This window comes from Limnothrix sp. CMB-01 (assembly GCF_055193175.1).
In genome coordinates this window covers 4,168,023-4,192,056 of sequence record NZ_CM143720.1, presented here as the reverse complement: position 1 = coordinate 4,192,056, position 24,034 = coordinate 4,168,023, and the positions used below count along the sequence as shown (strand labels likewise).

General features: G+C 54.8%; 19 protein-coding genes. 8 read left to right on the top strand and 11 right to left on the bottom strand.

Annotation, left to right across the window (positions count from 1 at the left end; translation table 11 throughout):
• Positions 1–127: 127 nt before the first annotated feature.
• On the bottom strand, positions 128–1,051 hold the full coding sequence (gene murB / locus ACZA91_RS17330; protein WP_099534146.1) for a UDP-N-acetylmuramate dehydrogenase: 924 nt from the start codon (positions 1,049–1,051) through the stop codon (positions 128–130).
• Between the two features lie 364 nt (positions 1,052–1,415).
• Entirely contained in the window at positions 1,416–2,957 is a 1,542-nt protein-coding gene (gene murC, locus ACZA91_RS17325; RefSeq protein ID WP_463183701.1) for a UDP-N-acetylmuramate--L-alanine ligase, read from the bottom strand.
• A 572-nt stretch (positions 2,958–3,529) separates the two neighbouring features.
• Here murC and ACZA91_RS17320 point away from each other — a divergent pair.
• Together ACZA91_RS17320 and ACZA91_RS17315 are read left to right on the top strand one after the other, a co-directional pair.
• Positions 3,530–3,685, top strand: coding sequence for a hypothetical protein (locus ACZA91_RS17320; RefSeq protein WP_190528908.1), 156 nt, complete (start codon positions 3,530–3,532; stop codon positions 3,683–3,685).
• An 83-nt stretch (positions 3,686–3,768) separates the two neighbouring features.
• On the top strand, positions 3,769–4,782 hold the full coding sequence (locus ACZA91_RS17315) for a type I glyceraldehyde-3-phosphate dehydrogenase (RefSeq protein WP_099534083.1): 1,014 nt from the start codon (positions 3,769–3,771) through the stop codon (positions 4,780–4,782).
• Positions 4,783–5,142: 360 nt separating this feature from the next.
• Here the strand turns inward: ACZA91_RS17315 and ACZA91_RS17310 are convergent, their stop codons facing one another.
• The 3 genes from ACZA91_RS17310 to ACZA91_RS17300 form a co-directional block, all read right to left on the bottom strand.
• Positions 5,143–5,817 (bottom strand): hypothetical protein, encoded by a 675-nt coding sequence (locus ACZA91_RS17310; protein WP_190354775.1) that lies wholly within the window; start codon positions 5,815–5,817, stop codon positions 5,143–5,145.
• Between the two features lie 66 nt (positions 5,818–5,883).
• Entirely contained in the window at positions 5,884–6,159 is a 276-nt protein-coding gene (locus tag ACZA91_RS17305) for a hypothetical protein (protein ID WP_099534080.1), read from the bottom strand.
• A gap of 89 nt (positions 6,160–6,248) precedes the next feature.
• Positions 6,249–7,352, bottom strand: coding sequence for a class I SAM-dependent methyltransferase (locus tag ACZA91_RS17300; protein WP_190528904.1), 1,104 nt, complete (start codon positions 7,350–7,352; stop codon positions 6,249–6,251).
• Positions 7,353–7,544: 192 nt separating this feature from the next.
• On the opposite strand from ACZA91_RS17300, the gene ACZA91_RS17295 reads away from it, so the two are divergent.
• Complete coding sequence (locus tag ACZA91_RS17295) at positions 7,545–7,709, top strand: hypothetical protein (protein WP_158234473.1); 165 nt, start codon at positions 7,545–7,547, stop codon at positions 7,707–7,709.
• Positions 7,710–7,828: 119 nt separating this feature from the next.
• The gene (locus ACZA91_RS17290) at positions 7,829–8,032 is read left to right on the top strand and encodes a hypothetical protein (protein WP_099534076.1); all 204 of its coding nucleotides are present in this window, start codon (positions 7,829–7,831) and stop codon (positions 8,030–8,032) included.
• 465 nt (positions 8,033–8,497) lie between these two features.
• On the opposite strand, the gene hemN is transcribed toward ACZA91_RS17290, so the two are convergent.
• Positions 8,498–9,901, bottom strand: coding sequence for an oxygen-independent coproporphyrinogen III oxidase (gene hemN, locus ACZA91_RS17285; protein WP_463183692.1), 1,404 nt, complete (start codon positions 9,899–9,901; stop codon positions 8,498–8,500).
• Positions 9,902–10,117: 216 nt separating this feature from the next.
• A complete protein-coding gene (locus ACZA91_RS17280) occupies positions 10,118–10,882 on the bottom strand; it encodes a biliverdin-producing heme oxygenase (protein ID WP_463183691.1) in 765 nt (254 codons plus the stop codon).
• Between the two features lie 295 nt (positions 10,883–11,177).
• On the opposite strand from ACZA91_RS17280, the gene acsF reads away from it, so the two are divergent.
• Positions 11,178–12,239: a magnesium-protoporphyrin IX monomethyl ester (oxidative) cyclase gene (gene acsF, locus ACZA91_RS17275; protein ID WP_190528901.1), complete on the top strand. Its 1,062-nt coding sequence runs from the start codon at positions 11,178–11,180 to the stop codon at positions 12,237–12,239.
• A gap of 377 nt (positions 12,240–12,616) precedes the next feature.
• On the opposite strand, the gene carA is transcribed toward acsF, so the two are convergent.
• Positions 12,617–13,798, bottom strand: a complete 1,182-nt coding sequence (gene carA, locus ACZA91_RS17270) for a glutamine-hydrolyzing carbamoyl-phosphate synthase small subunit (protein WP_099534145.1) — start codon at positions 13,796–13,798, stop codon at positions 12,617–12,619.
• Between the two features lie 282 nt (positions 13,799–14,080).
• Here carA and ACZA91_RS17265 point away from each other — a divergent pair, with 282 nt between their 5' ends.
• A complete protein-coding gene (locus tag ACZA91_RS17265) occupies positions 14,081–15,064 on the top strand; it encodes a retropepsin-like aspartic protease family protein (protein ID WP_190530736.1) in 984 nt (327 codons plus the stop codon).
• 158 nt (positions 15,065–15,222) lie between these two features.
• On the opposite strand, the gene ndk is transcribed toward ACZA91_RS17265, so the two are convergent.
• Entirely contained in the window at positions 15,223–15,672 is a 450-nt protein-coding gene (gene ndk, locus ACZA91_RS17260; RefSeq protein ID WP_099533180.1) for a nucleoside-diphosphate kinase, read from the bottom strand.
• A 323-nt stretch (positions 15,673–15,995) separates the two neighbouring features.
• Between ndk and speA the strand changes: the two genes are divergently transcribed.
• Positions 15,996–18,143, top strand: coding sequence for a biosynthetic arginine decarboxylase (gene speA / locus ACZA91_RS17255; RefSeq protein ID WP_463183686.1), 2,148 nt, complete (start codon positions 15,996–15,998; stop codon positions 18,141–18,143).
• 202 nt (positions 18,144–18,345) lie between these two features.
• On the opposite strand, the gene ACZA91_RS17250 is transcribed toward speA, so the two are convergent.
• Together ACZA91_RS17250 and ACZA91_RS17245 are read right to left on the bottom strand one after the other, a co-directional pair.
• Positions 18,346–18,612, bottom strand: coding sequence for a hypothetical protein (locus ACZA91_RS17250; protein ID WP_143473006.1), 267 nt, complete (start codon positions 18,610–18,612; stop codon positions 18,346–18,348).
• Positions 18,613–18,750: 138 nt separating this feature from the next.
• Positions 18,751–21,798 carry a CHAT domain-containing protein gene (locus ACZA91_RS17245; RefSeq protein WP_463183684.1) on the bottom strand — a complete coding sequence of 1,016 codons (3,048 nt, stop codon included), beginning with the start codon at positions 21,796–21,798 and terminating at the stop codon, positions 18,751–18,753.
• Between the two features lie 717 nt (positions 21,799–22,515).
• Here ACZA91_RS17245 and ACZA91_RS17240 point away from each other — a divergent pair.
• Positions 22,516–23,907: an NAD-dependent succinate-semialdehyde dehydrogenase gene (locus tag ACZA91_RS17240; protein ID WP_463183681.1), complete on the top strand. Its 1,392-nt coding sequence runs from the start codon at positions 22,516–22,518 to the stop codon at positions 23,905–23,907.
• The last annotated feature ends 127 nt before the right edge of the window (positions 23,908–24,034 follow it).

Sequence of the window (24,034 nt, the reverse complement as noted above, 5' to 3'; positions counted from 1 at the left end):
AATGCCGATACACTGATCGATCGAGCCTTGTCCCCGTGACGCGAAGCCCCGCAACAGGCGATCGCGTCACCACCCACTCAAGGGCGCTGGGGCGGTGCTGGCCAGTGAAAAGCAGTACCAGACAGCGTTAAACAGCGCAAAATGGCCCCAACATCCGCACCTCCGGCTCCAGAAGCACATCCCAACGGCTGTACACCTCATTTCGGACACAATCAATCAGATTAAAAATGTCCGCAGCTGTGGCGTTATCGCGGTTCAGGATGAAGTTCGCGTGCATTTGGGCCACTTCCGCGCCCCCAATGCGATGCCCCTTCAAGCCCGACTGCTCAATCAGCCAGCCGGCCTTGCGGGGTTCCGGATTGCGGAACACGCTGCCGCAACTGGGCAGATGGTAGGGCTGGGTAGCATGGCGGCGCTCCAGGTGCTCGCGAGTTTGGGCTTGCAGGGCTAGGGAGTCGTGGCCGGGCTGAAGTTGGAAGGTGGCTTCCGTGACCAGTTGGCTGTCTCCTTGCAGGCTGGAAGTGCGATAGCTGTAGCCCAAATCCGCTGCCGATCGGTGTTGGATTTGACCCGTTTGGGGAGCCAAAACGGTGGCTTGCAACAACACGTCACGAATTTCGCTGCCATGGGCCCCAGCGTTCATGACGATGCTGCCGCCGATGCTACCGGGAATGCCCACCGACCATTCCAGACCGCCCCAGCCCAGATAGGCCGCTTTCCAGGCCAAGGCGGCCATGGATACGCCAGCGCCGGCCGTGATCCTGGCGTTTTCTCGATCGATCTGAATCCGCCGTAGATAGCGTGTGCCGATGGTTAAACCCGAAATGCCCCGATCGCTGATCAAAAGGTTGGATCCCGCCCCCAAAAGGGTCACGGGAACACTATTGCGATCGGCCCACTCAAAGCACTCGTATAAATCATCAAGGGTTTTGGGAGCGGCATACCATTCGGCTGGCCCCCCAACCCGAAAAGAGGTAAACCGCGCTAGGGAGACATTGGACTGAATCAGGCTACCCGTCTTTGTGGCGGGTGAGTGCAGTTGAGTCACCATAGGTTCAAAATTGCAACAAACAGATTGCGACAAGGGATTGCAACAAACGAATTGCGAATTGCGATTAGAAACTGCAACTAGGGAGGATGCAGTGAACTGGTGCAAGGAAGCCGAGAGGCGGAACCGAACCAGGGAACTAGGAGCTGCAACCAAGACCCGCAACCCAGATCCAAAATCGAAATCCAGAATCAAGATCCAAAATCAAGATCCAGAATCGAAATTCAAAATCAAGCTCCAGAGCCTAGATGAGCCTAGATATAGAGAACTGGAATGCGATGGAGCGCATCCAAACTCTAAAGGTCGATTCAAAACGGTTCAGTCAGCGAAGTAGCAACAGCACCCGATCGGGCAATGCACCCGCAGATTAGAGAGCGCTGCTGGTTTTGCAATCATCTGTGGCCCGATCGGCCCGGGCTGCCAAATCCTTCAGCACCGAAGGCACGATTTGATTGAGATTCCCCGCACCCAAAAAGAGGGCCAGGTCACCCGGTTGGAGAGCCGCAGACAGAAATTGGTGTGTGTTGTCGAGCGAGCCGCAATAGGACACTTCGGGATGGTAGGCCGCCACCCGATCGGCCAAGGTTTGGCCGCTGAGTCCTGGAACCTGTTTCTCACCAGCGGCATAAATATCCGCAATGGCCACTAAATCTGCATCCTGAAATGATTGGGCAAACTCCTCAAGAAAGGTTTGGGTGCGACTGTAGCGGTGGGGCTGAAAAATTGCCACTACTCGCGATTGCCCTGCTTGGGCGCTCAACCGTTGGCGAGCCGCGGCCAAGGTGGCGCGAATTTCGCTCGGATGGTGTGCGTAGTCGTCATACAGGGCGATTCCCCCCTCGGTGCCCCGATGCTCGAAGCGACGCTGGGCCCCCTGAAAGCCCGCCAATCCTTCGGCAATTTGGGCAAAGTCCAACCCCAAGTCCCGACCCACGGCCACGGCAGCCAGGGCATTGCTGAGATTGTGTTGGCCCATCAGTTGCAGTTGGATTTCCCCGAGCACCTCCCCACGTTCTAGCACTGTGGCTGTCACACCCTGGGCCGTATATTGGGGGTTCAGCACGGTGTAATCGGCCACGCAATCGGGATCAAGGCTGTAGGAAATATCGGGTTTGAGGCGATCGCGCAGCGTGGGACAGTCCAAACACCCCACCCAGCGTTGGCAATTGTGGGTAAACTGCTCAAAGATTTCGACCACCCCATCAAGCGACTGGTAATGATCGGGGTGGTCGAGTTCAATGTTGGTGATAACGCCGAGTTCCGCAGAAAGCTTAATCAGTGAGCCATCGGACTCATCCGCCTCCGCCACCAGGTAAGGGCCCTGGCCTAAGCGCGCATTGCCCTCCCAAGCGCCCACCTCGCCGCCCACAATGATGGTGGGATCAATGCCTGCCTGGAGCAGCATGTAACCAATCAGGCTGCTGGTGGTGGTTTTGCCGTGGGTTCCGGCAACGGCGATCCCCCGCGATCGGCTGATCAACGCCGCCAGCAGGTCTGAACGATGCAAAATTGGACAACCCAGCTCCACAGCCGCTTGATATTCCGGGTTTTCTGCCTGAATCGCCGTTGAACAGACAACCTGCGGCAGGGCTTGCGGTGCGGTGGAGTGCGCTTCGGTCTCGGGAACCGTGGCTAGGGCCGTTGCCGCCAGGGGAACATCCGAGGCCAGCGCGGGAGGAGTTGCAAAAGGCACACCAGAACGAAAGGCATCGAAGTTCGTTGCGGATTGTTGCCAAAAAATCTGAGCACCTAGTTGTTCCAGGCGTTGGGTAATATGGCTCGATCGCGCGTCCGATCCAGAAACGGGGATCTTCTGCTTGACCAGAATATACGCGAGAGCCGACATGCCGATGCCACCGATGCCAATAAAGTGGAAAGGCCTTCCGCTAAAATCCACAAGATTCGGCATTGCCGCTCCTCAAAACACCACACCAACAATCACGCCATATCATATCAGCAACGGTCAAATTGCCGCAGAGAAGCGTTGATCCTCCTGAAACCAGCCTGGGCTGTGGGTTTCGGCGAACGATTGCGGCCTGAAATCTGACGAATTTCTTGCGAATTTAACCCATTTTGATGGGGAACAGCCCAATTGGCCCGATCGACCCAGAAGGGTGTTTGAGGGGTCTCAGCCAAGCCTCCAGCAGACCTCCAGCAGACCTTAACCAAGCCCAAACCCAGTGTTTTGCGATCGCCCCACCGAGTCTCATTCCCAGTGGCCATCACTCACTTCGAGGTCAAACAGCAACCAGCGATCATGATCCCCGCAAAAATTCTGCAAAATCCGTTGCGATTAGTTTGGGATTGGGCCGGGATCGATGGTTAAATGTGGGCACATTGCTGGCATGATGGCTTGGCACTTGTCAGGCGATCGCTTGGGGCAGCTTTTCGTGTGCTCGCCCTCTGTTTTGGGGGGATCGATCGACCCGATCAACCCCGCCTCAGTTCCCAGAATCAGATCGTGCAGTTAGCCTGTAACATATGATTTTGGGTACAATCAACGCCTTCAAGTCGCGGGCGGGCAGTCCGAGACTCGAAACAGACGCAGAGGTCAGCGCCAGCCTGGTTCGCCAGCGTGCCGCCGACGAAGCGTCAACCCGTGGTCTAGTTGAGCAACTTCAGTGGTTGCTGAATTAGGGCTGGCAATCCCGCTCCGAAAACGTGGGAAAAACGTCAACTATTTCCTTAATACACCCTAAAGCACGCGAGGGCATAGCATAGTGATTAGAGTCGCCATTAACGGTTTTGGCCGAATCGGTCGTAACTTCTTAAGATGCTGGTTGACCCGCCAAGATAGCCAGCTCGAACTGGTGGGCATTAACGATACGTCCGACCCCAAGACGAATGCTCATCTGCTCAAGTACGACACGATGCTCGGCAAGCTAAATGCCGACATTCAGGCTGACGAAAATTCCATTACCGTCAACGGCAAAACGATCAAATGCGTGTCTGATCGGGATCCGCTCAAGTTGCCCTGGGCCGAGTGGGGCATTGACCTGATCATTGAATCGACAGGCGTATTTGTTAGCGAAGAAGGCGCTTCTAAGCACATCCAAGCCGGTGCTAAGAAAGTCCTGATCACCGCTCCGGGCAAGGGTGACGGTGTTGGCACGTTCGTGATGGGCGTGAACGACAGCGACTACGACCACGACAAATTCAACATCGTTAGTAACGCGAGCTGCACCACCAACTGCTTGGCTCCCGTGGTGAAGGTGTTGCATGAGAACTTTGGCATCATCAAAGGCACCATGACCACCACCCACAGCTACACTGGCGACCAACGGTTGCTGGATGCCAGCCACCGGGATGTGCGTCGGGCCCGTGCTGCGGCCATGAACATTGTGCCCACCTCCACGGGTGCTGCCAAGGCTGTGGCCCTGGTGTTGCCGGAAATGAAGGGCAAACTGAACGGGATCGCCATGCGCGTGCCGACCCCGAACGTTTCGGTGGTGGACTTTGTGGCCCAAGTGGAAAAGAGCACGATCGCCGAGCAGGTGAACGAAGTGCTGAAGGCCGCTGCTGAAAACGGCCTGAAGGGCATTTTGGAATACAGCGATCTGCCGTTGGTTTCCTCGGACTACAAGGGAACCGATGCTTCCTCGATCGTGGATGCTAGCCTGACCTTGGTGCTGGGCGGCGACATGGTGAAGGTCATCGCTTGGTATGACAACGAGTGGGGCTACAGCCAGCGCGTTGTGGACTTGGCGGAACTGGTTGCCCGCAAGTGGAAGTAGTTTCCAAAGGCTTCAGCTAGCTACTCGATCTTGCAATGTTCTGTAGCTAGTCTTCGCTAGTAGTTTTTTGAATCATGCGGGAGGCAGGATGTTATATTCTGCCTCCCTTTTTTGATTGTTGATGAATCTATTTTGGGGTCTTGACTTAGAAGAGGTCTGAAAAGCATTTTTTGGCACAGATCAAGCAATAATCATCATTTAGCCCAAAACCCTAGATCTGCCGTTAGTGGATCGTGGGGAGCAAGATGCTCAAGCTCCTTGTTACGACGACTGGGGCACGGAACCTAAGCCCCTTGTCTTCGCTGGCTTGCAAGATCTGAAAGGTTAGCCATTTAGGCTTTTCAGAGATCCTCTAAAATGTCACGACTTAGCCTGAAGAATACCCAGCAAAATGGCGATCAGGTCGTCTAGATTGCCAGGAATTGTATAGGCATTCAGGTCTTTATAAATCGCTTGGCTAGCGCGATCGAGTTGGCCAAAAACCCAAACATTCCCGATCGTCACGGCTCCGTATAACCAGGGTTGGCCAGGGGCGATCGCCCGATCTAAGGCAATTAATTCAACGGCTAATTGGTTAAAACCGCGCTCTAAATCGCCCTTTTTCGCTTCAATAATCAGCATTTGATCCGCTGCCTTGAGGCAATAGTCTACAGTTCCACTGAGGTTTTCACCACCATTGAGGCTATATTCCACTTCAATTTCGATCGGGGCGTAGTCGAGTAATTCCAACAACAGGGGTGCAATATAAAATTCTCGTTTGGCCGTTTCCGAAGTCAACGAAATGAAGGGCAGTTTTTGGGTGTAGGTGGCACGGAGGCGAGATTGCTCCGTCAGGCTTACGCCATCACTCGGCCGGAGGGTTTGCGTCGCAGCCGCACCGCTGGATTGCTGCCAGCGGGGGAGATTGAGGGGCTGAAGATGGTAGGAACAACCAAAATATTCAACCAGCTCGCGGGTAGAAATATTGAGGTCGAAGTAGTCGGAAAAGGTATATCGACGATCGGGGTTTAAGAGGGGGGCTAGGCGATTGGGCATGGTGTTTTGGCAACCAAGTTAGGAGTGATCCAATAGCCCGATCGTCGCACGACCGACGAAGGACAATTACTGTTCAACCATTGAGGTCTCATTGGATTGGGGTTGGGGAATATTCAGCAAGGGCAACCGATCGCCCCGAAAGATTTCTTCCGCTAATTCTCCTAATTCTGCCGTTGCCGTTGCCAACATCCGAATCCCCACAAAACCAGTCAAAACGGGCAAGACGGCCATACTCAACATCCATTCCGGTGTCGGTAAACAACGGCTCAGGGCCTGGCTGCTCCAAGTGGGGCGATCGGGCGTTGGTTGAGAACCGGGGGAATTGGGATTGGTTGCAGGCATAGGACAATATCTCTGAGTTATCTCTGAGTTCAAATCAACCGTCAGACAAGCCAGAAACGCTGAAAATCGAGCAATTTCCAACGAAAGTGCTAGGGCGTGACCCGTTCATACACCAGCCATCGCAGAGAAACTGGGGGCCGTTGTTGATCTCCCAGGGGGAAGAGTCGATCGCCCGTGGCCCAGGGATCCAACCACTCTCGGGCCGCCAAGGCTTCCGGGGGCAAGTGTTCCCGCTCATAGGCCAAGGCCGGCTCATCGGACACCACCCGCAAGGGCAACGAGGCGATCGCCCGGGTTAGCTCCGTTGGCTGCAACAGAAAACTATCAGTCACGTAGGATAGTTGCCGCGCCAGCGGCGTGGGGTCATAGCCATCGGTAGTGACAAAGCAGTCCATCACAATTTTCCCGCCGGGCCGCAACGCCGGAGTCAGCTTGGCCAACAGATGCGCCAGTTGGGCCGGATCGCTGAAATATTGCACCACACCGGTCAGAACAATCAGACCGTAGCGATCGGGCTTGGGGGTAAAGGCAGGATCGCGAATATCTTGCTCAATCAGGTCGATCGCCACACCCGCATCCTTAGCCAGTTGGCGAATGGTGTCGAGCATTTCGGGGGTGAACTCGATCGCATCCACCAGGTGGCCTTGTTGGGCCAGGGCGATCGCGTTGCGCCCCGTCCCGGCTCCCACATCCAACACCGGAATTGTGGCGGCAGGGGCTTGGGCCCTGAGGGCCGCCGCCAGATCCAACACCTTGGCATCGGGATAGCGATCACTATCCTTAGGCGGGCGGTATTGCAAAAACAATTTGGCGCGATCGCTGTAAGAAATAGCCACCGGTCGGATGTCCCAAACCAGACCCCGATGGGGAGGCGGAGCTGGCGAATAGCGCACCAGCAGTTGCGAATAGGGAGAAGCCGCAAACCCTTCCTCCACGTTTTGGGTCACCGTGGCTCGCACCCGTGCCATTTCCTCCGGTGAAAAGGGATAGCCCAACACGGCGGCCAACATCTCCAGCCGCCGCACATGCAAATCGATCATCCCCGGCACACAAAGCAGGGCCAGCTCCCCACGGGAGGCCTCCCAGGCGTGGGCCCCTTGCAGCAGGGCGCGATCGAGCCGATCGGGATCCGTAACCACAGTCGGCTCGATCAGCCCTTCAGGAGCGCTGGTTTCTGCCGAATTCGGGAGCAAGGGTGAGTTAGGAGATGAATCAATCACGCAGCCAGATTCCAAAAATTGTGCAAACGCAACCCGTCGGTTCCCAAGGTGTCCTGATTTTCCCAACCAGATCAACAGAACTCGGCTGAATTGGGTTGCCGTAGCTGTTGAGGAACCTCGGTTGATTGCGATTGTACTGTTGATCAACCCTTGTCAGGAAAGCTGATGGGGCAATCTTTTGGCGCAATCTTGGGGGAGCGATCGGGCCAGGGCAACCGGAAAGCAATTGGCTTGCGATCGCGATCGCACCACTCACCCCCACTCGATCGCATCTCGCCTAGGGCAATTTCACAACTGGCTACGGATGGCGATCGCCGCAAAACCATCTGAAAACCACGATTCTTTAGACGAACCAGTCGCGACAATTGCTAACCCCGATGCACATGGGGTGAATTTCGCGGCTCGGTGAAATGATTTTTGGTTGCATCACACAGGTTGGAGTTGTCGTCATGACTGAAGTTCGCATGGGTAAACGCATTCAGTACACTTTGACTGAAGTGGAACGAGAAATTTTGGCCCTGGTGCAAATGCTGGCCCACAACTCCACCGCCATCAGCTCCGCCACCATTTCCGCCTGCTCTCGATACACACGCCCGGAAGTGGAACAGGCCCTGTCTAGCTTGATGGCCGCTGGCTTGATTTGTCAGCGTTAGGGATTGGGGGTTCACGGGCCTTGACTGGGCCCTGCTATTGCACCTCGGTTATTTTGCTGTCAATCATTTTGCCCCTGTGGTTCTAACCTTATTTTTGACACACCAATTATCACGAACCATGTATCACATTGCCCATTGTTTACCAATTTGAAGCTGCAACTTTTTGGCAATGAGTTTGAGAATGCAGACTTTAATTCATGGAGATTAACTGGAGCTTACTTTCAGAGCCAATGGAGATCATTTCTCGAAAATACAGCCTTTATCCAGCATGACCGGTACACCATGCCACAGATGCTATAAAGCAATTATTAGGTGGGCATTGCCCACCCTACAGATAGCTTTCAGGGCAAGTGAAAATCACTCCCTAAAATAATGTTCAACAAAAACAAGGGGCTTAAGCCCCTTGTCTCTACAGCTTGGGATCACTTCAAAATAATCGCCAGGCTGATCCCCTTCATTCGTTCTCTAAACTGCCTTTGAGAAACCGTTATAGGTCTGGGCACGCAGATAGCGATCAAACACAGAAGCAATATTGCGCACCAACAGGCGACCGATCGGGGTGATGGTGATCCGGTTGGACATTAGGGTTAACAGGCCATCGGCTTCCAGATTCCGTAAATCCAAATATTCCTGCGGAAAATGGGCTTCCAAACTGTGCTTAAAGGACAGCCCATATTTTTGGGCCAGCGCATCCCGATCGACCTGGAATTGACACATCAGTTCCATGATGATTGAACGCCGCAAAATATCATCAGCATCTAAGGTCACCCCACGCTCGATCGGGAGCGTTTGATAGTCAATGGCTCGGTAATAATCCCGCAGACGCTTTTGATTTTGGGTATAAACATCATTCAGCATTCCGATGGAAGTCATGCCAAACCCAATCAGATCAGAATCGGGCTGTGTTGTATAGCCTTGGAAGTTGCGGTGAAGCTGTCCCTGGTGCTGGGCGATCGCCAATTCATCATCGGGTTTTGCAAAGTGATCCATGCCAATGAAGGTGTAGCCCGCTTCCGTGAGGGTGGCGATCGTCATCTGTAAAATGTCTAGCTTTTCTTCCGCCGATGGCAATGCATCGTAGGGAATCCGCCGCTGAATTGGTTTCATCCAAGGCACATAGGCAAAGTTAAACACTGCAATTCGATCGGGATTCAGGGCTAGGGTTTTATGCAGCGTTTCCCGGAAGGTGTTGAGATCCTGGAAAGGCAACCCATAGATCAAATCGACATTGATGCTTTCAAACTCAGCCGCCCGCATCCAATCCATCGCTTGGAAGAGCATTTCTTCTGGCTGGATGCGATTAATGGCTTCTTGAACAACAGGATTGAAGTCTTGAATGCCAAAGCTAATACGATTGAAGCCGAGCGATCGCAAGGCCGAAACATAGCTTTCCGTGAGCGGTCGCGGATTCACCTCGATCGACAGTTCTGCATCGTCAGTGAATTGAAAATGTTGGTGCAGAATTTTCCAAAGATGCTGCACCTGCTCGATCGATAAATAATTCGGAGTGCCGCCTCCCCAATGCATCTGATTGACCAATCGGTTATCTGATAAATACCTTGAGACCTGTTCAATGTGACGTTGCAGATAATCCAAATAGGTTTCTGTGACGGCCTTGTGTTGAGTGATGACCGTGTTGCAACCACAAAAATAGCAAGCCGACTCGCAAAAGGGGATGTGGCAATATAAGGAAAGGGGCGTTTTGCGATCGTTGCCATGCTGAATGGATTGGATCCAGTCTTGTTCTGGAAACTGAGTCGAAAGTTCTGTGGCTGGCGGATAGCTGGTGTAGCGAGGTAAAGAGCAATTATATTTTTGAATCAAATCTGCATCAAAGGCCAAATTTAAAGCTTGATCTAAAACTTGCATGGGTGGAGTTCCTAGCGGGATTCAAAAACACCAAAAGGCAAAATGCGAACAGGCAAAGAAAGCAGCGATCGCCCAGAAAATCAATAAATTAATTCACCGAGCGATCGCCCGAGCAATGGTTGTTGTGGGATGAACGGTTGACTGGCTAAGAATTCACCAGATTCACCAGCAATTGCGAGTGAACAACAGATGAATGACGAATATGGCGGGTGATCGCTAACTCACACTCACCAATTCGGTGCTGCCCTTGCGAGATTGCAAAACCACTTCTTCAAAAATCGCGGGATTCACGGCCGCTTGAATCACCGATTCCAAACTTTCTACCAACTGGCGATTCAAACTAAAGGCGAGGTTTGCCTCTTCAACGATGCCCGCCACTTGTGATTCATTCAAGGGCAGTGCGTTTAAGAGATCCCGATAGCGCATCTTGAAATCTCGTTTGGCTTCGGGTGTTGGCAATGAGTCAAATTCATGCAAACGGGTTCCCTGATCGGCTGGCAAATTCAAAGCTGATCGGGCGATCGTTCGCAGACCTTGACCGCCGGACAAATCACCCAAATAGCGCACATAGGCATGGGCGATTAACCGTTCTGGCTGCTCTGAAGCCGCCCAATGAATCCGCATCAAATAGTTGAGCGTAACTGGGCTAGGGGTAATTTGAGTTGGCCAATCTTCCCCGTAATAAAAGGCAAGATCGCGGGCGAGTTGATCCCGCCGTAGCAACTCTGGAAAGTAGATTTGTCCAACGATCGGGTGATTTTTCAGGCGATCGAGTTCCGTTTCCAGGGCATCATAAACCCAATACAAATTCGCCAAAAGTTTCTGGAAAGCCTCGCGTACCACAATGCCCTTCAGAAAGCACTTCATGTAGGCCGTGTTCTCGGCACTGGTGTGGGATTGCTGGGTTCCCTCCCGCAGGCGTGCGGCGAGCTGGTGGCCGGGGGCGAGGGGTTGGGTACTGTGGCTCAGGTCGTGGCTCATGGTGGCCCGCTCCTAGGCTGCGTAAAATTCTGTTAACGATAAATAACCATATAGCGATTAAATGATTCAATAGTAGGAAATTCTCATAACTTAACAAACCAGCCCCCGGCAGGCGGTCATCCCCAACGATCCGGCTCATCCAGTCCCGCCAGCAAGCCCAATTCCTGCCCTGTCCCATGGCTCAGTGCTGACGGTTGGGGTTTTCCGAACGCTAGCGCAGGCGCAAGTTGAGTTTTTGTTTAGTCTTCGTTCCGTTTTGGTCTAGTCCTTAATTTCTGATCTTTGATCTTTGACCATGGTTGATTCATTGGCAAAACCCGCGATCGCCAAGCAGGTCGCAATTCAAGAAAATCTCCTGACACCACGCTTTTACACCACAAATTTTGAGGTGGCGGCGGGCTTGGACTTGTCAGCCCAAGCCACGGAACTGGAAGCGATGTTAGCGGAAATGCGCGCGGACTATAATCGCGACCACTTTGTGCGTGATCAATCGTTTAATCAGTCCTGGGATCATATTACGGGCGAGGCTCGGCAAGCGTTTATTGATTATCTGGAGCGATCGTGCGTTTCTGAGTTTTCGGGATTTTTGCTCTTTAAGGAACTGTCGCGCCGTGTGAAGCAACGCAGCCCTTTGTTGGCGGAAATGTTCCAATTGATGGCGCGGGATGAGGCTCGCCATGCGGGATTTTTGAACAAAGCTATGGGAGATTTTGGGCGTACTCTGGATTTGGGACATTTAACCAAGAATCGTCAGTACACCTTCTTCCCGATCGAGTGGGTGATTTACACGGTTTATTTGTCTGAAAAAATTGGCTATTGGCGCTACATTCTGATTCATCGTCACCTGGCCGCCCATCCCGAAAATCAGTTTTATCCCCTGTTCAAATACTTTGAACCTTGGTGTCAGGATGAAAATCGACATGGCGATATTTTCAAGGCCCTCCTACGATCGCAGCCCGGCCTGTGGCAAACCTGGCAATCGCGCCTCTGGAGCCGCTTTTTCCTGCTGACGGTGTTTGCAACCCACACCTTAACGGTTCATGAGCGCGCGAATTTCTATCACACCCTTGGCATCAATCCCACGGATTTTGATGCGGAAGTGATTCGCAAAACCAACGAGACGGCGGCGCGGGCTTTCCCGTCTGTTTTAAATGTGGATCATCCAGAATTTCTCGATCGACTCCATCAATGTTCTGATCTAAATCAGCGGATGAGCGCGATCGAGAAATCACCACAGCCCAAGTGGTTGAAATCCCTGAAGAAGCTCCCGATTCAGGTGCAAATTTTTGGGCATTTGCTGCGTCTGTTCCTGTTGCCAGGGGTGGATGCGGAAGCGCTACGGGGAACCGTTCGCTAACTGAGGTGCTAGCTGAGTTGGTAACTAGGTTGTTAACTCAGTGACCCAGGCTGAATTGTCTGTAATTGAGTGCTTTCCTCGTCCGGTGATGCGATCGACTCTGATGCTTGATGGTTAGTTCTAAATTGAGTTCTAAATCATGAAGCATGAGGGCGATCGTTAACTGGTCAAGTTCTCTAAATCTTTGGTGGAATTTTGGTGGTTGAGGGGCTTCGGCCCCTTTTTTTATGGAAGAATTTGAAATTTCCGCACGAACATAGTAAATAAAACAATCAATTTAGGGCGCACATCGGTGCGCCCCTACCTTAGATTTGTTGGGTTAGCGTGCTTGAGTTCTTGTCGATTGGGATTGATTGCCCAAACACGATCCCAGTTGCCTAGGCCGTGACAGCCGATCGATTGCGGCGGGCATCTTGCATTGATCGCACGAATTTTTCAAACAAATAATCGGCATCGTGGGGGCCGGGGCTGGCTTCTGGGTGATATTGCACCGAAAACAGCGGCAGTTGGCGGTGGCGCAACCCTGCGATCGTTCGATCGTTCAGGTTCAAATGCGTCACTTCCACCTCTCCTTCCGTCAAGGAACCGTCAGAAATGGCGAAACTGTGGTTTTGGCTGGTGATTTCCACCTGCTGCCCCGCAAAGCCAGCCGGCTGGTTCAGGCCGCGGTGGCCAAACTTGAGTTTGAAGGTTTCGGCTCCCAGGGCCAAACCCAAAATTTGGTGACCCATGCAAATGCCAAACATGGGCTTGTTAGCATTCACCAGTTGTTGCACGGTTTCAATGCCCTCGGTGACAGCGGACGGATCGCCGGGGCCGTTCGAGAGGAAAATCCCATCGGGATTGAATCCCAAGATGGTGTCGATCGGGGTGCTGGCGGGCACAACAATGATGCGGCAGCCAAAACTCGCCAACCGGCGCAGAATATTCCGCTTCACGCCAAAGTCCAGCGCCACCACCGTCAACGGCTGATCGCCCGTGGTGGCCTTGGCCGCCTCCGTCGCCGGGTTAAATTCCCATTCCGGTTGGGTTCCTTCCGTCCACTCGTAAATTTCCGCCGTGGTGACTTCCTTCACCAGGTTCAAGCCCGCCATGCTCGGGGTTTGTTGCACCAACCGCAGCAAATCCGCCGGATCCAAGATTTCCGTGGAAATTGCCCCGTTCATGGCCCCCACGGCCCGAATTTTGCGGACGATCGCCCGAGTATCAACCCCGTAGATGCCTGGAATATCATGGCGGCCCATGTAGTCGGGCAGGGCCTCGGTCGATCGCCAGTTGCTCGGCCGGCGAGACACGTTGCGGGCGATCGCCCCGCACACATAGGGGCGATCGGACTCTTCATCTTCCGGGTTGATGCCAACGTTGCCCAACTCCGGATAGGTGAACAGCACAATCTGGCCGCAATAGCTCGGATCGGTCAGCACCTCCTGATAGCCAGTCATGCCGGTGTTAAAGACGACTTCGCCAACGGTTGTGCCGGTGGCTCCGAAGCTGCGACCCAAATAGGCGCTGCCATCGGCCAAGACTAAAAGCGCTGGGCGATCGGAAGTTGAAGACATGGTGAGCAATGCCTGTGCAGCAGTCGATGAAGTGAGCATAAAATCAAGTCTATATACAATCATTTCTGGCCCGCGAGTGCTATCAAATTCGACAGTTTTCTATAGGATTTTGGGAAACCTAGGAAAAAACATTGGGGCAAGGTCGGTTTCAGGGGTTGTCACCTGTTCGATCAATTTCGATCGATCAAGATGCCAAGGGCTGATTTTCCCGACCCACCCCCCAAATAAGGGGCTTCTTTGCAGTCAACGTTGCAGTTAACCTTCAAGCCAAAAATCAAAGCCATGTGGAAGCAACTGTGGGCAACCTGGATTGGGCTAGGGGCGATCGCCCTGGCCGGTTGTGAGGCGCTGCCCCTTGGCTCTGCCCCCGCCCCCGCGCCCGTCGAAACCAACGAAAGCGCCCCCGTCCCGATCGCCGCAAAGCCCCAAGCCCCCACCGCGCCCACCCCGGCGATCGACGGAGCCGCCACCTTCCAAAAAGCCCTCGACTTGGGCTATGGCGCAGCGAAGCTCACCCAATCGGCCTACATTCCAGCGGATTGGCAATATGTCATGTCCCGTTGGCAAGAGGCGATCGTGGTGCTGCAATCAGTCCCGCCCCAAAGTGCCCAACATGCCCAAGCCCAAGCCAAAATCCAGGAATACCGCAGCAACTTGGCCTATGCTCGGGAGCGATCGCGCCAGCCGATCGCCCAACCCCCTGCCACCATTGCCGCCCAACCCCTAAGCGCCCCCGCCAGCAACACCACCCCAGACAGCAACGGCGGAACCCAGCCCGGAGCCGCCGCCACCCCCATTCCCGCCAGCAGCCCCAGCGGCAACCCTGACACCAGCTCCAACCTGCCCGCTCCGGAAACCGGCAGCGACAGCCCAAACAGCACCGCCGCCAGTTCCGGGCCTGTCATCGCCACCATCCCCATCATTCGGCGGGTCAGTGGCATTCCCGTCATTGAAGTGACCTTCAACGGGCGCAAATTTCCCATGATGTTGGACACCGGAGCCAGCGCCACCGTGATCACCAGCAAAATGCTGTCAACCCTCGGCATTCGGCCCCACGACAAAATCTTGGTTTCCACCCCGAGCGATCGCCGCGTCACCATGGACTTGGCCCGCGTTGACACCGTGCAAGTGGAAGGCCTGTCGGTCAGCAACCTAGAAGTGGGCGTTGCGCCGGCCTTGGAAATTGGGCTATTGGGTCAAAACTTTTTCGGTGGCTATGACCTGATCATTCGGGGCAATCAAATCGAGTTCCACAGTCGTGGCTAAAAGACCCCAAAAGCAGCAAAGACAAGGGGCTGAAGCCCCTTGTCCAGGATCATGGGGTTGAGCAGATTCACTATCTCAGCCCCAAAAAATCGAGTTTTAATGAATCGAATTTGAGGACGCGCCCCAGTTTCGTGAATCGCGAGGGTTAATCAACAATCCTATTCGTACAGCCACTTGCTGATCGTCGGAGACCAGTTGGCCAGCTCCTCATCCTTGAACCACAAGGCGATTTCGCGCTGGGCCGTTTCCACTGCGTCGGAACCATGGATCAGGTTGCGGCCAATGTTGACCCCAAAGTCACCCCGAATCGTGCCCGGATTGGCGGTCAGGGGGTTGGTGGCCCCAATGATTTGGCGGGCCGATGCCACCACGCCGTCGCCTTCCCACACCATCGCCACCACGGGGCCGGAGGTGATGAATTCCACCAAACCAGCAAAGAAGGGGCGCTCACGGTGTACCGAGTAGTGCTCTTCGGCTAGCTCGCGGCTCACGTTCAGCAGCTTGAGACCCACGAGGGTGAAGCCTTTGACTTCAAAACGCTTGATGATTTCACCAATCAGACCGCGCTGCACGCCATCGGGTTTGATGGCAATAAACGTACGTTCCACGACTTGCACTCCTCAAGAAAGGGAAAAATAATAGGGGCGGGAAATTTTTGCCCTTCTAATAGTGCAAAAAAATGGGCCAGTTTGGTCAGGATCGATCGCCGGGACTGTCGATTAGGGCTTCACGGTTGACTTCACCGGTCACGATCGGGATGCGGGAGGATAACCAAAAGTTAATCAAATCCTTACCCCGTCAGGATTGCCGCCCTTTTGATTGGAATTAGGATACACTGAGAAGCTGGTTTATCTTAGTCCGGTTCTTGCCGGTCAATATCAATCAAGCAGACCCGCTGCTAGCTGGACTGTCGTCTGGAGGTTGACGAAAAATGGGGATCGATTTGACGGTCGAGACTGCCACGGCGGAATCGACGATCGCCCAGGCCGAAAGTCCAATGGTGGACGGGTCGGTTACTGCAAAGGCAGCGGAAGCAACAGCCCGCAGTGACCGGGGCGGACGACGCAAGCGCGGAATGCGGGCCGATGCACGCACGGCAATTCAGGGTTTAACGGAATTGGCACAAAAAACAAATAGCGTGACCGGGGAACGTCCCTGGACAATCGAGAACAGCGAAGCCACCTATCGCATTCGGGCATGGGGTGAGCCGTATTTTTCGATTAATGCAGCGGGTCACGTGACGGTTTCGCCAAAAGCGGAGCGCGGCGGGGCGATCGACCTGCATGAACTCGTTGAAGCGCTCAAGCAGCGAAATTTGGGTCTGCCTCTGTTGATTCGGTTCACGGATATTTTGGCCGATCGCATTGAACGGCTCACGGCGGTTTTTGCTAAGGCGATCGCCAAGTACAAATATGCCGGGGGCTATAAGGGTGTGTTCCCCGTCAAGTGCAACCAGCAGCGCCACTTGATTGAAGACCTGGTGGAATTTGGCCAGCCCTATCAATTTGGCCTGGAGGCCGGGTCAAAGCCAGAATTGATGATCGCCCTGGCGATGTTGACCACCCCGGGAGCCATGCTGATTTGCAATGGCTACAAGGATCGGGAATATATCGAAACGGCGATCCTGGCCCAGCGCTTGGGCAAAACGCCCGTGATTGTGCTGGAGCAGGTGGAAGAGGTGAAACTTGCCATCTCCGCCAGTCAACGGTTAGGCATCAAGCCAATTTTGGGTGTCCGGGCCAAGCTGAATGCTAAGGGCGTGGGCCGCTGGGGAGATTCGGCGGGCGATCGGGCAAAATTTGGCCTGACGATTCCGGAAATTCTGGGCGCGGTGGATCAACTGCGCCAAGCGGATATGCTCGACTGTTTGCAGTTGCTGCATTTCCACATTGGTTCTCAGATCTCCTCAATCAGTGTGATTAAGGATGCGATCCGCGAAGCCAGCCAGATTTATGTGGAACTGCATGAACTGGGCGCGGGGATGCAATACCTGGATGTGGGAGGCGGCTTGGGAATCGACTATGACGGTTCCAAGACGAATTTCCACGCTTCCACCAACTACACGCTGCAAAATTACGCCGATGACATTGTGGCGGCGGTGAATGATACCTGTTCGTCGCGAGGGGTGAAGGTTCCCACCCTGATTAGCGAGAGCGGGCGGGCGGTGGCTTCGCACCAGTCGGTGTTGGTGTTTGATGTGTTGAGTGTGAGCCAAATGGCTTTCACGGAGCCGCAACCCTCGGAACCGGAAGACCACGCAGCCCTCAAGAGCCTTTACGAAACCTATTCGTTGATCGATCGGGACAACTATCAAGAGATGTTCCACGATGCAACGCAAACCCGGGATGAGGCCTTGAGTCTGTTTAGTTTTGGTTATTTGAGCCTGACCGATCGCGCCAAAATTGAGCGGTTGTATTGGGCTTGTTGCACCAAGATTCGGGAAATTGTCCGCAAGGAAGATTACGTGCCCGATGATTTGGAATACCTAGAACAGATGATGTCGTCGATCTACTACATCAATATGTCGGTGTTCCAGTCGGCCCCGGATACTTGGGCGATCGGGCAGCTTTTCCCGATCGCGCCGATCCACCGCCTCGATGAGGAACCCACCGAGCGGGGAATTTTGGCCGATCTCACCTGCGACAGCGACGGCAAAATCGACCAGTTCATCGATTTGCGCGACGTGAAAAACGTGTTGGAACTACACGCCCTGAAGCCGGTTGATCCCAGCCAACAGGAGGCCTATGGCGATCGGGAATATGAACCCTACTACCTCGGCATGTTCCTGAACGGCGCTTATCAGGAAATTATGGGCAGCCTGCACAATCTGTTTGGCGACACCAACACGGTTCATATCCACCTCACCCCCAAGGGCTACCGGATTGAGCATGTGGTGAAGGGCGACACCATGAAGGAAGCCCTCAGCTACGTGCAATACGAGCCGGATGATTTGGTGGAAAGTATTCGTCGCCAGGCAGAGCAAGCCATGCAGGAAAAACACATTTCCTTGCGGGAGTCGCAACTGCTGCTACAAAACTATGAGCGCAGCCTTCAGGGTTATACCTACCTCGCGCCTTAGGCTGATCAGCGTTCGCAGGGGTGGCCTTGCCGGGAGCTGACCTCGATCGGGTGTTGGCTTTCCGGCTCATGCCCTGTGAGTGCCCCTGGTTCGCGTGAGTCAGGACGGTGCTGATCAAATCAAACAGTGGCCAAGCGGCTTGTCCTGCTGCTTGGCCACTGTTCTGTTCGGAAATTTCAGCCGGAAACCTTGGCCGAAGTTGCTAGGCCGCTTCGCAGACGATCGGGCCCATTTGCGATCGAGCAATCACCATTTCGCCATGGCCAGGAATCCACACCGTCCAGGCTTCATCCTCATGCTCACAAAGCAACAGCGCCCGATCGTGGCAAGCATCATTGGGCAACCAGAGCAGATCAACCCAGCAGCGCTCCTGAGGGCGGGCAAGGTTGGCCGCGGCCGTCCAGGTTGTGGGGCTGTAGGAACGGGTGACACGATCGCTCAGTTGCATGGCCTCAACTCCTTTGGACATCAACGCCCAGCTTAAAAGACCAGTCTTTTTCTGTATCTAATTCTGTATCTAAAGCTACGGAATGACCATCAAGCCTGTCAATGTTCCGTTGAAGAACGTTACAGATTCAAGGGTGATCGCCTGCTTTCCTGTCGATCCCTAACGGGCTGCCCCCACCAGGGAAAAGGCCGCCCAATTCACCGGATCCGGATGACGCTGTTGGGTATCCAGCATGGCCGCCCGCAAGGCCGCTGCCCGATCGCCCGACTTCAAAAATTCCCGGTAGAACGTCAACATCAATTCCGACGTGGGCTGATCTGGCACTGCCCAAAGGGAAACAACCGTGCTGGGTGCGCCCGCCACAATGAACGCCCGCGACAGCCCGATCGCCCCATCGCTGGTGAGTCGGCCCCGCCCCGTATCGCAGGCACTCAGCACCACCAACTGCGCCTTCAGTTTCAGGTTCAAGATTTCCTCAGTGGTCAGAAATCCGTCTTGGTCATCCCCTTCCGGATTGGGGCTGGGAGCCAAAGCCAAAGCCCCCGGAACCGCCGGAATGACCCCCTCACCAAAGTAGTCATCCAGCAGGCCATGGGTGGCAAGGTGAATAATTTGGGATTCTTCCATTCGGGCGGTGACGGCGGTTTCGGTGGCCGCTGCGCCTTCCAGGGGTTGAGTGTTCAGCAATTGGGCGATCGCCCGGGCCTCCAAGCTGGCTCCCGGCAAGGGGGCCAAGGAGCGCTCCTGGTCGCCCAAGTTGCGATCGGGAATTTGGGGCATGGTTGGGTTACCCACCACCAAAGCCGGGCCACGCAGGGGTTGGGGTTGTCCCGCCGAGAGCGGGGGCAGTTGGCTGCTGGCTAGGGCCAACACACGAATGGAGGGAGAGACCGACAGGGTGTGATTTTGGATCAGGTATTGGCCATCGGCATCGCGCAGGGCCGCAAAGGGCACCAAAAACAGCGTGCCTTGGGGGATAAACACCACCCGATCGCTCGGCTGCTTGGGCAATAGATCGGCGATCGGCTCAATCAACAGGCTGTGTAATTGGCGCAGGCTGGGCAATTGTTGAAAGGTCACCTTGCTACGGCTGCGGCCCACCAGATCATTCAAGGGAACCGGATGAGGCTGGTTTTCGGCCTGGGGTAACTGGCCGCGCCGAAAGTGAATTTGCCCCTCGGGCGACACCACCCAAATATTCACCTGGTTCGGCGGCGGCGGGTTGAGGGCGCTGGTTTGGGGCTTGGCGGTGGTTAATTGGCAAGACTTGCTGTAGATGCTGCAATAGGTCGTGCTGTCCTCTTGCTGAACCGCGTAGATCACCAGGGTGGCCCGCTGCGATCGGGCTGTGGCCTGGATGCTTTCCACCGACACAGCGGCATCAGGGTTCGACAAACGACCTTGGGCGGCCAATTTCCCCATCATCAAGTCCAAAAACACGCGCGATCGCCCCTGCTCGGACACCACTAGGGCTTGTTCCGGGCGGTTTTGAGCCAAGTACACATCCTGAAGCCGTTGATTGACTTGAGTTTGCAGCTCAATAAAGCCCACTTTGAAATAATCTTCCCCAATGAAGGTTTTCACCAGCTCATCCCAACCCTCGCTCGCTTGGGTGAGGACGCTGGCGGCTCGGTTCAGGTCACCGGATTGGCGTAGGGCCAAGCCCAGGTCACTGAGCACTTCCACTTGGCCCCGTCGATCGTTCACCGTTTGGGCAATTTTCAGCGCCGCTTCATAGGATTTGATGGCCGCGCCCCAGTTGCTTTGGGCCGCTTGGGCCAGGCCGATCGAGCGTTGGGCCGCATATTTCAATCGGGGGCTGGGTGCGATCGCCCAGGCCTGTTCCGCCGCTGCGATCGCCGCCGCAAAGTTGCCTTGGTTCAAGTCAAGGGCGCTGCTCAGTTGCCAAAACTCCGGCTCCCACAGGCGATTGCTGACCCCCTTCAGGTTTTGGCGGGCTTCGCTCAGGTAGCGGCGAGCTTGGGCATAGTCTCCCGCACCGATCAAGCCCTGCACCATGGTGATCAAGGCCCCTAAACGCCGAACGGGTGTGGCCGTTTGCAGCGGATCGTTGAGCACCTCCAAACTGTCGATCATGCCGGTGGCATAGTCGCCAATGGCGATCGCCCCCTTGGCCCGATCGATCAAAGCCGCATGGTAAAAGGGCCCACCAGCGGAAGCCTGTAACCGTTGTTGATAAAACTCCAGGGCTTTCAGATAATCCGCCCGTTCGTAGTGAACATTGCCAATGATTCCCAAGGCCACCGATTCAGCACTAGCCGATCGCTCCTGCCGCGCCAGATTCAGCGCCTGGAATCCCCAATCGATCGCCTGATCCAGTTGCCCCCGTTGAAAGTTGACCAAGGCCAACTGAGCCATGGCAGCCGCAGCGCCCGCCCCATCCCGATCGCGCCGATAAATTCCCAGGGCCTGTTCCCAGGTGGCCTGCGCTTCCGGCAACTGACCTTGGCTAAACAGGCTCACCCCCTGCTCCAACAGGCGATTACCCTCCGCCGAGTCCTGTTGCTCCTGAATCAGAATCGCCGGCCCCGCCTTGGGTAGCGGGCCGCTGTAGCCAATCACCCCCGCCATTTCGGCCCCATCGATGTTGGCTCCGTCCAGCTTGGCCCCGGTCAGATTCGCCTGATTCAAGTCAGCCCCAAACAGAATCGCCCCCGTAAGGTCGGCATTGGTCAAATTGGCCCGGTTTAACTCCGCCCAGGACAAATCGGCCCCCATCAACTGGGCCCCCGTCAGGTTAGACCCGTTGAAATTGACGCGGGACAAATCCACGCCGCTGAGGTCAACCCCCGTCAAATCTGTGCCATCCAGATCGCAATCCTCCAGGGTGGCCGATCGCAAATTCACCCCCTGCAAATTGGCCCTCGACAGGGTGGCATCTTCCAAATTGGCCCCCGTCAAATTGGCTCCGGCGAAGTTAGCATTCCAAGCCAAAACCGACTCCAGATTGGCCCCCGATAAATTTGCGCCCCGCAGATCCGCCCCGCTCAAGTTGGCATAGCTCATCCGTTGGCCGCTGAGATCCGCCCCGGACAGATCGCAGCCCTCGCATTGGTTCGTGGCAAATAGTTGGCGCAAATGCTCGGGATCAAAGGCCCAAGCGCGATCGCCCCCACCCCCCAAACAACTGCCCCACAACAGCAGCACCAGCAACCGATTACCAGAGCGATCGAGCCAAGTTGCCATGGGAGTTGTCCTTGGGTGGGTAAGAGGAGAGCTGAGAAACCAGTGATGCGGCAGTGAATCGCAGGCGAGGCTGAAGCGACCCCGGCAGAACGATCAGGTCACGCGCAACTCAGCACAGTCTTAATCCAAAAAACAACGGCAATTCAAGACAACACCCCTTGGCCCCAGTCGCACAAACTCAGTTGCCAGCGTTCGTAAAGCGCTGCACCCTAGTGACCCATTCACGGCCCATTAACGGTTGGTGTGATTGGGCATGATGTAGTTTTGTATAAGGTTACACGGTTTTTGTGAAGTACCGAGAATTGGGCCCCAAAACCCATCTAGGATAGCAATAGGTGTTGAATGAAATATGAATCGATCATGATCGATCATGAATTTCTTTCAGGTTTTTCAATTCTTTTTTCGATCTTGATTATTTGATTCCTGTTCATTGTTTTTTTATTGATTACTTCAGCAATTCCTGAACAATAATTTGGCATTCTCAATTGATGCTCACAATTGATGTTCATAATCAATTTGAATTGCCCACTAATTAGTGCTTAATTACTCGTTGTTTTTTGCTGTTATTTTTCTTTGACTAGCCCTTCGTTGACCCTTCAATCAGCCTTTGAGTTAGAACTGGATTAGTGCTTGATTAGTGCTTGATCAATCCTTAATGAGTTCTGGATCAGTTCTAGAGAGGTTCTGATCAGAGATGGACAAACTAGGAGGTGTCCAGTGGCCATCGCAACCGTCAATCCCACAACAGGGCAATGGGTTCAAAGTTTTGAACCCCTCACGGATCAGGCATTAGCCGCCAAACTGGAGTTAGCCGATCGCGCCTTTCAGGCTTACCAAACTGTGCCGATCGCCCAACGAGCAGCCTGGTTAAACCAAGTGGCCGATCGCCTGGAAACGGACTGTGAAGCCCTCGCCCGGTTGGCTGTTTTGGAAATGGGAAAACCCCTAACCGCAGCGATCGGGGAGGTGCAAAAATGCGCCGCCGTTTGTCGTTTTTATGCCGATCGAGCAGCCGAATTTTTAGCGGATGAAATGGTTGAAACCGATGCTCACCGCAGCTTTATTCGGTATCAACCCTTGGGCCTCATTTTGGCCGTCATGCCTTGGAATTTTCCCTATTGGCAAGTGTTTCGCTTTGCCGCTCCGGCCCTGATGGCCGGTAACGGGGCCCTGCTGAAACATGCGTCCAACGTGCCGCAGGTGGCCCAAAAACTAGAGGACTTATTCTTGGCGGGGGGCTTTCCAGCGGGCATCTTCCAAACCTTGCTGATCGGGAGCGATCGGGTGGCGGCCTTGGTGGCGGATCCGCGAGTGGCGGCGGCTACCCTCACCGGCAGCGAAGGGGCAGGCAGCGCCCTGGCGAGCCATTGCGGAACCCACCTCAAAAAAACCCTGCTGGAGTTGGGCGGCAGCGACCCGCTCATCGTTTGCCCCAGTGCCGATTTTGAGCAAGCGGTGGCCACGGCCGTCGCGTCGCGAATGCTGAACAATGGCCAAACCTGCATCGCCGCCAAACGATTCATCACCGTGGGATCGATCGGGCCGGCCTTTGAAGCAGCCATTGCCCAAGCCTTTGCTCGGTTGGTGGTTGGCGATCCGGGCGATCGCGCAACCCAGTTGGGGCCCCTGGCCACGGCCTCAATTCTGGAGGAGTTGGCAGACCAAGTGAACCGGGCGATCGCTGCCGGGGCCCGGGTGGTGGTTGGGGGCGATCGGGCGGCCCTGCTCGATCGTCTGCCGCCCTCCCTGCAAGGCGGCCACTTCTATCCCCCAACCTTGCTGGCGGACTTGCCCCCCAACGCCCCGATCGCCCAAGAGGAATTCTTTGGCCCCGTTGCCCTCCTTTTCCACACCGAAACCCTCGACCAGGCGATCGCCCTAGCCAACAACACACCCTTCGGTTTGGGGGCCAGCATTTGGACTACGGATTCTTCAGAAATTGAGCAAGGAATTCAACAGCTACAAGCGGGCGCTGTGTTTGTCAATAGCCTGGTGAAATCGGATCCGCGACTGCCCTTTGGCGGCATCAAACGTTCCGGCTATGGTCGTGAACTCGCTCGTCAGGGCATGTTGGAATTTATGAACGCCAAAACCGTTTGGGTTCACTAGGCATTTGAAAAAATTGAAGAAGACAAGCAGCTTCAGCCCCTTGCTCCCGCGACGATCTGCCCCTTGCTATGACCCACAGCTACCGTCGCCCTTCAGGAATTGACTCTCAGGAATTGACTCGTTTAAA

What these genes read in the sequence shown, in the direction of transcription:
- carA (WP_099534145.1), bottom strand. Translation starts at nt 13,798, where the DNA reads ATGTCTTCAACTTCCGATCGCCCAGCGCTTTTAGTCTTGGCCGATGGC.
- ACZA91_RS17290 (WP_099534076.1), top strand. Translation starts at nt 7,829, where the DNA reads ATGACTGAAGTTCGCATGGGTAAACGCATTCAGTACACTTTGACTGAA.
- ACZA91_RS17320 (WP_190528908.1), top strand. Translation starts at nt 3,530, where the DNA reads ATGATTTTGGGTACAATCAACGCCTTCAAGTCGCGGGCGGGCAGTCCG.
- ACZA91_RS17265 (WP_190530736.1), top strand. Translation starts at nt 14,081, where the DNA reads ATGTGGAAGCAACTGTGGGCAACCTGGATTGGGCTAGGGGCGATCGCC.
- ACZA91_RS17310 (WP_190354775.1), bottom strand. Translation starts at nt 5,817, where the DNA reads ATGCCCAATCGCCTAGCCCCCCTCTTAAACCCCGATCGTCGATATACC.
- murC (WP_463183701.1), bottom strand. Translation starts at nt 2,957, where the DNA reads ATGCCGAATCTTGTGGATTTTAGCGGAAGGCCTTTCCACTTTATTGGC.
- ACZA91_RS17305 (WP_099534080.1), bottom strand. Translation starts at nt 6,159, where the DNA reads ATGCCTGCAACCAATCCCAATTCCCCCGGTTCTCAACCAACGCCCGAT.
- ACZA91_RS17250 (WP_143473006.1), bottom strand. Translation starts at nt 18,612, where the DNA reads ATGTCCAAAGGAGTTGAGGCCATGCAACTGAGCGATCGTGTCACCCGT.
- acsF (WP_190528901.1), top strand. Translation starts at nt 11,178, where the DNA reads ATGGTTGATTCATTGGCAAAACCCGCGATCGCCAAGCAGGTCGCAATT.
- ACZA91_RS17295 (WP_158234473.1), top strand. Translation starts at nt 7,545, where the DNA reads ATGGGGCAATCTTTTGGCGCAATCTTGGGGGAGCGATCGGGCCAGGGC.
- hemN (WP_463183692.1), bottom strand. Translation starts at nt 9,901, where the DNA reads ATGCAAGTTTTAGATCAAGCTTTAAATTTGGCCTTTGATGCAGATTTG.
- ACZA91_RS17280 (WP_463183691.1), bottom strand. Translation starts at nt 10,882, where the DNA reads ATGAGCCACGACCTGAGCCACAGTACCCAACCCCTCGCCCCCGGCCAC.
- speA (WP_463183686.1), top strand. Translation starts at nt 15,996, where the DNA reads ATGGGGATCGATTTGACGGTCGAGACTGCCACGGCGGAATCGACGATC.
- ACZA91_RS17245 (WP_463183684.1), bottom strand. Translation starts at nt 21,798, where the DNA reads ATGGCAACTTGGCTCGATCGCTCTGGTAATCGGTTGCTGGTGCTGCTG.
- murB (WP_099534146.1), bottom strand. Translation starts at nt 1,051, where the DNA reads ATGGTGACTCAACTGCACTCACCCGCCACAAAGACGGGTAGCCTGATT.